9 protein-coding genes and 1 pseudogene are annotated in these 8,494 nt (G+C 52.5%); 1 reads left to right on the forward strand and 9 read right to left on the reverse strand.

What is annotated here, in order from left to right; genetic code table 11:
* Positions 1-14 precede the first annotated feature (14 nt).
* From kdsA to SHM7688_RS07730, 5 genes are all read right to left on the reverse strand, one after another.
* Complete coding sequence (gene kdsA, locus SHM7688_RS07710) at positions 15-836, reverse strand: 3-deoxy-8-phosphooctulonate synthase (protein WP_058239363.1); 822 nt, start codon at positions 834-836, stop codon at positions 15-17.
* Positions 833-1,615, reverse strand: a complete 783-nt coding sequence (locus tag SHM7688_RS07715; protein WP_058239376.1) for a 3-deoxy-manno-octulosonate cytidylyltransferase — start codon at positions 1,613-1,615, stop codon at positions 833-835. Before SHM7688_RS07715 ends, kdsA begins: the two co-directional genes overlap by 4 nt.
* 10 nt (positions 1,616-1,625) lie before the next feature.
* A complete protein-coding gene (locus SHM7688_RS07720; RefSeq protein ID WP_058239364.1) occupies positions 1,626-2,588 on the reverse strand; it encodes a KpsF/GutQ family sugar-phosphate isomerase in 963 nt (320 codons plus the stop codon).
* 3 nt (positions 2,589-2,591) lie between these two features.
* Positions 2,592-3,608: a polysaccharide biosynthesis/export family protein gene (locus SHM7688_RS07725; RefSeq protein WP_158500676.1), complete on the reverse strand. Its 1,017-nt coding sequence runs from the start codon at positions 3,606-3,608 to the stop codon at positions 2,592-2,594.
* A gap of 112 nt (positions 3,609-3,720) precedes the next feature.
* Positions 3,721-4,983, reverse strand: a complete 1,263-nt coding sequence (locus SHM7688_RS07730) for a capsular biosynthesis protein (RefSeq protein ID WP_058239366.1) — start codon at positions 4,981-4,983, stop codon at positions 3,721-3,723.
* 747 nt (positions 4,984-5,730) lie between these two features.
* Between SHM7688_RS07730 and SHM7688_RS07735 the strand changes: the two genes are divergently transcribed.
* Entirely contained in the window at positions 5,731-6,420 is a 690-nt protein-coding gene (locus tag SHM7688_RS07735; protein ID WP_058239367.1) for a sulfotransferase family 2 domain-containing protein, read from the forward strand.
* Between the two features lie 62 nt (positions 6,421-6,482).
* On the opposite strand, the gene bfr is transcribed toward SHM7688_RS07735, so the two are convergent.
* The 4 genes and pseudogenes from bfr to SHM7688_RS19730 all read right to left on the reverse strand — a co-directional run.
* Positions 6,483-6,968 (reverse strand): bacterioferritin, encoded by a 486-nt coding sequence (gene bfr, locus SHM7688_RS07740; protein WP_058239368.1) that lies wholly within the window; start codon positions 6,966-6,968, stop codon positions 6,483-6,485.
* Positions 6,943-7,209, reverse strand: coding sequence for a (2Fe-2S)-binding protein (locus SHM7688_RS19390; RefSeq protein ID WP_083498984.1), 267 nt, complete (start codon positions 7,207-7,209; stop codon positions 6,943-6,945). The genes bfr and SHM7688_RS19390 overlap by 26 nt, the downstream gene beginning before the upstream one ends.
* A gap of 14 nt (positions 7,210-7,223) precedes the next feature.
* A complete protein-coding gene (gene hemP / locus SHM7688_RS19395) occupies positions 7,224-7,379 on the reverse strand; it encodes a hemin uptake protein HemP (RefSeq protein WP_083498985.1) in 156 nt (51 codons plus the stop codon).
* A gap of 403 nt (positions 7,380-7,782) precedes the next feature.
* Positions 7,783-8,379, reverse strand: a pseudogene (locus tag SHM7688_RS19730) (TonB-dependent receptor domain-containing protein); the annotation flags it as partial.
* Positions 8,380-8,494: the final 115 nt, after the last annotated feature.

The following is an 8,494-nucleotide window of genomic DNA, read 5'->3' on the forward strand; positions in this document are numbered from 1 at the left end:
GAGATGGCCTCCGGTTACTTCACAGCGTCTTGAATGCGGACAAGGGTTTTGAGCAGCTCTTCAAGCTCGCTCAGAGGCACCATGTTGGGGCCGTCAGAGGGCGCGTTGTCTGGATCTTCATGGGCTTCGATGAAGAGGCCATTGATCCCAACTGCGACTGCCGCGCGTGCCAGTGCGGGTACAAAACGGCGCTCCCCGCCGGATGTGGTGCCTTGGCCTCCGGGTTGTTGCACGGAATGGGTCGCATCAAACACAACAGGGCAGCCGGTTTCGGCCATTATTGGCAACCCACGGAAGTCCGATACCAGCGTGTTGTAGCCAAATGACGTGCCGCGGTCGCATAGCATTACGCGCTTGTTGCCGGTGGATTTCAGTTTCTCTGCGACATTGCCCATGTCCCAGGGCGCTAGGAACTGACCTTTTTTAACATTAATGGCCGCTCCGGTGTTCCCTGCCGCCAGCAGGAGGTCTGTTTGGCGGCACAGAAAAGCCGGGATTTGCAAGACGTCCACAACCTCGGCCACTGCCGCACATTGGGTTGCATCATGAACGTCTGTCAGAAGGCCACAGTTGAAGGTTTTACCCACGGTTTCAAGAATGCGCAGCCCTTCTTCAAGGCCCACGCCACGCGCGGTTTTGTATGAGGAGCGGTTGGCCTTATCAAAGCTGGATTTATAGATGAACGGCACGCCAGCGCGTTCCGAAATCTTGGCAATGTGCTCTGCCGTATAAAGAGCATGGTCCAGGCTTTCGATCTGGCAAGGGCCGATGATCGCAAAGAAAGGGTTTGAACCGCCAACAGGGATGTCGGCAATGTCAAAGGTTGAGGGGGTCATAGATGTTCTTCCATACGCTGTACATCGATCGGATTGTTGAGTTCCCAGAACAGCTGCCCGCGGCTGTCGACTGGAACGCATAGGATCGTGTTTCGGTTCTCCAAAAAACGAAGCTGCTCAAGGCCTTCGAGGCTTTCAAGCGGCCCGCGCGTGAGGGTCGGGTAGTTCAAGAGGGCTGAGGGGCGATAGGCGTAGAGCCCAACGTGGTGATAGACGGAGCTATGCGGAGATTGGACTTTGTCTGCATCCGCGTAGGGCACCACCTCTTTTGAGAAGTAGAGAGCGGTCTTGTCAGTGGCGAAGACAGCTGTGGTGCCGCCGACGCGCACTTCTTTGCGGTCTTGCACGAAATGCGCGTAGGTTTCCGCATCACATTGCAGAACAGGGGTTGCGACATCCACATCGCTGCGTGTGGCCATTGCGGCGATCAGATCTTCTACAAACCATGCCGGTGTCATTGGGGCATCGCCCTGAAAATTCACGACCAGATCGAACGATTGGCCGAGGTTTTGATAGGCTTCAGCGCAGCGTTCCGTTCCGTTTTCGCAACTTTCTGACGTCATGATGACCTCTGCACCAAAGGCCTGTGCATGATCCCGAATGCGATCATCATCGGTGGTGACAAAAACCGCTTCAACGCCTGAGACGGCGCAGGCCCGTTCCCAACTGCGCTGCACCAAGGTTTTAGATGTGCCGTCTTTGCCTTTGAGTGCGACCAGAGGTTTGCCGGGGTAGCGCGTTGAGGCATAGCGGGCTGGAATGAGGATGCAGGTTTTCATCATGCTGGCCTCAAGAGATACAATCGTGAATGTGCAGGTAGCCCTCTACATTGGCACCCGAGGTGCCCACGATGCAGGAAGTGATGCCACGTTGCGACATATGCTCTGCGGCCTCCGTGGCTGTCAGATCTTTGGAAATGTAGACGGGCGATGCGGTCGCAATTTCGCGAATGTGACTGGTCGCGGGCTTTTCGAAGTTGCGGCGCACATCACCATCTGTTGCAATGCCGAGCACATCGTTGCCTTCGCAGATGATTACGCTGCCAACCGATTTTTCAGCCATAACCAGTAGTGACTCCATGATTGTGGCATCAGGGTTGACCAGAGGCATGTCTGCGCCTTTGCGCATGACATCGGACACCAGGCTGATACGTGCACCGAGTTTGCCGCCAGGATGCCAGCGGCGGAAATCTTCCGGTGCGATGCCTAGGCGGAAGCTCACGCCCACCGCAATGGCATCGCCGATCGCCAAGCACAGGGTGGTGCTTGTTGTCGGAGCCAGACCATTCATGCAGGCTTCTTGCGTTTTGCCGTAGCAGATCGTCACATCGGAGAAATTCGCCAAAGTGCTTTCGCAGTTGGAGGTCATGGAGATCACGGGAAGATTATAGGCACGGCAATAGAGCATCAGATCCGACAATTCAGTTGTTTCGCCGGAGTTGGACAAAATCATCACGGTGGAGTCTTTTTGAATGATGCCGAGATCGCCATGACTGGCTTCAGAGGCATGCAGAAATGCGGCCGGTTTCCCAAGCGATCTCAAGGTCGCAGCAATTTTTTGGCCAATGTGCCCACTCTTGCCGACCCCGGAGACAATGACCGGACCTGCGTTTCTCAAGATGAGATCAATGGCTTCGACGATGGCGTCATCTTGCGTCGTAGCAAAGTGCAGGAGCGCATTGCCCTCTTTGCGCAGAACATCATTGGTGATTTGTGAGAGCGACTTTTCGTGCAGGCGTTTATCGTATTTCATGGTTTACTCAGATGCGATGACGTTGACAGATGCGGCGTTGCCGAGGAGTGGGTTTACGATCATGGACAGGAATTTCGACAGTTCAGCAGCTGGCGCTGTGGCGACGTAGAGAACGTCGTTGTCCTGAATTTCGAAGCCGCGCGCCCAGAAGAAGGCGGACGGGGATGACATATCTATGCGGTAGATCGCCGGTGTGGTTTTGGATTGGGTGTGTTTTTGACCCGCAGAGGCAAGACGGTTGCTGCTTTCAAAACGGAACAGAAACACGCTTTTGTTGTTTGCGGTGATCCCATTGAGACCGCCCGCACGCGCCAGTGCCTGTTCCAACGTCACGGTCTCCGCCGGAAATTCGACTTGGCCGGAGGTGCGAACGGCACCAAATGTGGTGTATGTGCGGGGCAGGTGGCTCAGTTCGAGCACATCCCCCGGGCGGATCGGAACATTGTTGCGCGGATCTGCAAAAACATCTGAAAGCATCAGCTCGTATGTCTTGCCATTGCGCAGCAGGGAGATCCGGGTTTCATGTTTTGGCGTGTGAGTGCCGCCGGCAACGGAGATCGCATCCAGGAGTTCCAGTTCTCCTGATTGTAGTGGATACTGCCCAGGTCTGGACACACCGCCGGTAATGGATACGGAGTTCGCAGGCGATGATTTGATATTGACTTGGATTTGAGGGTCGCTTGCTTTGCCGCTCAGTTCATCCAAGATGCGCGCGCGGATTTGCTTTTCGCTCAAGCCGGTGACGCCAATGTCGCCAGCATAGGGGACAAAAATGTCCCCGTCGCGAGACACCGTGGCAGCAATGGTGTTGGAATCTTCCCCAGAGGCGGAAAATAACCCGTCGGGATGCGCTTCCCAGATGCGAATGGCAATTGCATCGCCAACGCGTGCAAGGACGGATGGCTTTGTGCTCGTGACGTTCAATCTTGAGTAGACCGAAGATGCCGGTGCGGTACCGAGTTTGGCGACAACATTTTGATCGATATTGACCAAAGAAATCGGGCTTACCGTGTTTTCCACAAAGCCGGTTTCTGTATCAAACGCTCGGTTGTGCGGCCCTTCAGACGGAAGCGTCGAACATGCGGTCAATGTTGTGCCAAGCAGTAGGCAGGCGGCGGCGTAAGACCAGCGCTCAGTCCCCAACCAATTCCGGTACGCGTGCAGATTTGAGAATTTTCTTAGCTGAGTGAAGGACGGCTTGCTTCCGTCCATTCGCAGCGTAGAAGTCGCCTGGCACAAGAGAATTCTCCTCTATTTTGTGCAGGAACGCCTGTCGCACTTCAGCGGGCGCTGTGAATCCTGCCGTCCAGAATCGGTCGATGTCTTCATTTGATTGGTAAAGGGAGACCAGTTGAGAATGGGTAAAGATGGATTGCCCAAACACTAAAACAGGCACACCGTGGTGCAGCGCGCTGAGGCCCGATGTGGAATTGATGGTGAGCATGCCGGAAGCGTGCCCCATCAACTCAGCGATCGACCCTTCGTGCACAACTTTTACGCGATTCTGAATGCCGTGTGTGTGTGCGGTTTTGTTGATCAGCTCTCGGTCATTTGAGTGCCCGCGTGCCATTGGATGTATCTTGAAAACCAATTGCGCAGTGACAGGAGCGTGCCGAGCAAAAGAGGCGATCGAGCGTTCCACCAGTTTTGGTGTGTTCCATCCTTTGGCCGCCTTGAGGATGTTTGCATCGGAGGGCACCTGCAAAGCGACTACAAAAATATTGCCAGAGTACTTTTGCGTTAGAGACCTGAGGACGGCGTGATGCCTTGGGCCGATCACATATTTTCGAAAGACGTTTCGACTCCAGTGAAAGGCTTCCGAGGTCAGAGGGAGTTCCCGGTGGAAATACTCGCGCTGTCTCCGATTGGCGAACAGGCCTCTGCGCAGATAGACGTTGAGGCCGTACCAGACCATGGGCCAAAACCCTTGAAAATTTGTTCCTTTTCGGCGTGACGTTTGGCTCTTGTCCAGTTTGGAAAGATCCCATTTGGCAATGGGGGAGGATGCGTTGTTGCCTCCAAACTCACATGTGATGAAACCGGGGCGTATATAGCCCTCTTCAAAACATACGACAGGGGTGTTGGTCAGGTCTGCGATGTGACGCGCGATCTTGTGTGCGGGTCGTTCTGAACCAAAAAGGACTACGACATCGATGCCGGTCTTAAGGATTTGAGTAAGCTCTTTTTGAAAGCCGGTAAGGTCAGATACCGCAGCAACAGCGCAGGATCTGGCCGTATAGGCGCTGTCATGTGGTCCAAAAACCATATGCTGAACTTCGGCGCCTTGGTTTTCCAGTTTCAGCGCAAGCTCCTTAAAGAAAGGTCCTACTGGTCCCTGTAGCAAGAGAATCCGGGGGGGCTTTACAGCCCATGTTGCAGCATTGAATTCTTTCACTTTTGCAGTCTTTTCTTCTGAACCGAGGCAACGAATTGCGCAAATCTAGGGCACGCCAGCTTACCTGCTAGCGAGTTATGATTTGCTTCCGTGCCAAACGATTTGAGCGGAGAGCGAGGATGCGCCACTGAACGAGGCGACATCTGTTTTAGGGGTGAGTCACAATAATTTTCGGTTAAGGATGCACCTGCAGCGCGGCCTTTATCTCGCCCGCTTGGGAGGGAGAACAATTGCGCGACCTTTGCATGCTAGCAATCACATGGTGTCAGAAGGTTTATTGTTTATAGATGCTTACGATGGATTATTGGGTGGGGGCGAGCCATCGAGACGCTATATGTGTGAAAATTTAAACGTGTTCGAAAACGTAGAAAAAGAATGCAGTTTAGGCGGATTTAGAGCTGTTTTATTTGGAGGAGGCGTCTGACGTCGGACAGTCTTGATGGTAAAGCTATTGAAATTAAAAGACTTTAGCTACTGGTGAATGCATGTTTAAGATTTTTCTCTAAATTGAAGTCATTTTTTCCGGGCAATTTCGCAAGAATCTGGTTGGGTAAACGTGTTGGTTAAGATTGATCCATAACTTGTGGGCGACGACGATCAAAACAAGTGCGTCCAGACGTAGGCACTGCCTCATAATGGACGCTTCTAGCTTGGCTTGGTCCTGAAAAATTATCTGCCAATGCGGATTTGGCTTTGTGCAAGATCGCACTTCGTTGGAGCCGCTTCATCTCGCTGGGAAAATGCCGAATGACTCAAATCGTTCATCTAAAAAAACAAAAGGTTGTCTATTTTGCGATACCAAAGTCGGGCAACACATCGGTCAAAACATTTCTGGCGCCCTTTGTGACCAGCGAGGCCAAGGAGGCGTATCGAAACATCCATCAAGAGGTAACTTGGCCGTACATCAAGCATCAGGAATTTCTGAAGCTCAATACTTCTGGCTACCTGACCTTCACGGTGGTTCGAAACCCTTGGGAAAGAGTGTTCTCGGTATACAGAGATAAAATTTCCAGACGCCTGCATGGTCCGCTAGAGAAAGCAGGACTTTCCAAAGATACGACGCTCCTCGAGTTTGTGCGTTTTATAGATCAACACAAAGACCGCGATCTCGATGTGCATCTACGTGAACAATCCTGGTTTATCTACCGTGACGGTAAGCTGCTGCCTCGGCATGTCTTTGACATTTCTGAGATGGGGAAGGCGCAGGCTCTGTTTCAAGCACATGTCCCGGAGGCCCAGAGAAAAATCGAGAAGGTGAACGTGAACAAAGTTGTGTCTGACAACATAGGCGACTTTCTGAGCCCCGATCCGCTGCGCGCTGAGGTTGAACTTCGCGAATTCAATGAAATTGTTGCTCAGAGATTTTCCCGCGACGTTCGTCTCTTTGACTATGTGACGCCCTATACAGATGTCACACGGTCGAAGATGGCAGGTTAACGTCGCTCTCGTATACAAGATCGGGGCCGATGGATACGCGGCTCCGATCAAAAACCCTGAGGTTACTCTGCTTCGTCCATCTTGGCAGCATTGAGCTGTGCGTAGTTCTCGGCGCCGAGACGATCATACAGCTCCAGTTGCGTCTCGAGGAAGTCGATATGCCCTTCCTCATCCGCAAGTAGATCTTCAAAAAGTTTCATGGATACAAAATCGCCTGCGTCATGACAGCATTTGCGTGCTTCCATGTAGAGAGCGCGTGCGCTTTCCTCCGCAGCCAAATCGCATTCAAGCGTCTCTTTGGGGGTTTGGCCAATACGCAATGGGTCGAGCTTTTGAAGGTTGGGGTGTCCACCTAAAAAAATGATGCGCTCGATCAGCTTATCGGCATGCTCCATTTCTTCAATGGATTCTTCCCGACTTTTCTTGGCCATATGCACCAAACCCCAGTCTTCCTGAAGTCGGTAATGTAGCCAATATTGACTGACGGCAGTTAGCTCATGTCTTAGAGATTTGTTAAGGTACTCAATGACCTGTGGATCGCCTTTCAATGGGTGTCTCCTCACACTGTTGCTTGCGCAGGTTCTGTAATTGCGCTGGCACAGGGAGGTTAGCATTTTTGCGCATCGTGTCGAGAAACAACGGTACGCAGCCGCCGCAGTCAGCGGCTTTGCCAAGGGCGTGATAGATTTTTCCAGGCGTAATCAACACTGCGGGATCAGACGCTCGCATCCAATCAACCGCAGCGTGGATTTCATGATCTGTAATGTTTGTGCAATGGCAAACGATCATTTCCCGGCTCTTTTTTACTTGGTCAAAATCAACTTTCCTTGGCGGGTTATCCTCAAAGTGTATTCCGCTTCATCAAGCCGGATGCGTGCCAGATTGCCACCATTGGTCAGCTCCTCTGCGACGTGCACAGGAGGCTCATTGGAAGAGGGTGAGGAAGGGCGATCTGTCATTGCGGTGTCCGTTTTGGTTGCTGTCACACCCTTCTTGCTTGTCGTGAGCGCGGTTTCCCGAAGGGTGATTCTGACTCGTTCTATGCAGCCGGAAAGGATGAGATTTATCTGATTTAAATAGTCAGATATGTCAATCAGAGTTTTTTTGTCAACTTTGCCGCGCGCAAATTTTCTCAAAAGGAAGTACTCAGCCTTGATCAGGATTTTCTGGTGAAAAAGGATCCTGGCAGCATCAAAGATGTCCGTTTGCGGTGAGTAGCGTGTCTTTCGACGCTTGATCCGCTGTACACTTAGAATGCGTTTCTTTTGGCGGGACACCAGATCTTTGCAGAGCTCTTGCGTCCAACAGATCGTTGGAGAACGCTCACCGTTGGTGAGCGTTCATTTTGGTGTGGCTTTGGTTTTAGAACGAGAGGGTCGCCGTTATTGCAAGGGTTCGTCCCGGCTCATTTAACGGGATCGGGCGGCCTGCGCTGTCTCCGGCTGAGTCGTTTGTGCGGGCAACATAGGTTTCGTCAAACAAGTTGCGCACGTCAAACCTAACATGGAAGTTCTCCATGCTAGGTGGAGTGTATTCGGCGTAGGCATTGAAGACGGAGTAACTCTCCATGTTTGCATCACTGTATTTAGGAGCAATTTCAGCGGTCCCGCCAATGGTCCACTCCTTCCGGGGGTGCCACGCTGTTTCGAGCGCAACAAGATGACCCAATGGACGTCCAAGATAGTATGCTGTCGATGAAATCGTATCGCCCTGTTCTGAAACATCAGCATAGGTGTAGTTCATCCGAGCAAATCCCGTGTCCCAGACATAGGCCAACGAGCCGTCTAGGCCCTGTGTCTTGATGTCCGTGAGTGCGCCTCGGGCTCCACGACTAGGCAAAACTGCCGCGAGATCGTTGATCTCTGTATAGAACACTGCGCCACTTGCGACCCATGCCCCTCTTTCAAAGCGCGCTCCGAGGCGGGCACTGTTGCTGCGAGCGGGTTTGAACCCTGAATATTCCCATGGTGCGCCAAAGGGCTGATTGACCCAGCCCCTTGATCCGGGCCGTTTGGATGTAGAATCCGTTCCTGTTTCTTTCTTGTGATTAGGTTGCGGTCAAGGCCTGCTGAGC

Origin of the sequence: Shimia marina (genome assembly GCF_001458175.1) — a bacterium.
In the GTDB taxonomy this organism is placed as follows: Bacteria; Pseudomonadota; Alphaproteobacteria; order Rhodobacterales; family Rhodobacteraceae; genus Shimia; species Shimia marina.

Bases quoted from the DNA above. Each gene is read 5' to 3' on its own strand.
- kdsA (WP_058239363.1), bottom strand. From the start codon at position 836: ATGACCCCCTCAACCTTTGACATTGCCGACATCCCTGTTGGCGGTTCA.
- SHM7688_RS07715 (WP_058239376.1), bottom strand. From the start codon at position 1,615: ATGAAAACCTGCATCCTCATTCCAGCCCGCTATGCCTCAACGCGCTAC.
- SHM7688_RS07720 (WP_058239364.1), bottom strand. From the start codon at position 2,588: ATGAAATACGATAAACGCCTGCACGAAAAGTCGCTCTCACAAATCACC.
- SHM7688_RS07735 (WP_058239367.1), top strand. From the start codon at position 5,731: ATGACTCAAATCGTTCATCTAAAAAAACAAAAGGTTGTCTATTTTGCG.
- SHM7688_RS19390 (WP_083498984.1), bottom strand. From the start codon at position 7,209: ATGATCGTTTGCCATTGCACAAACATTACAGATCATGAAATCCACGCT.
- hemP (WP_083498985.1), bottom strand. From the start codon at position 7,379: ATGACAGATCGCCCTTCCTCACCCTCTTCCAATGAGCCTCCTGTGCAC.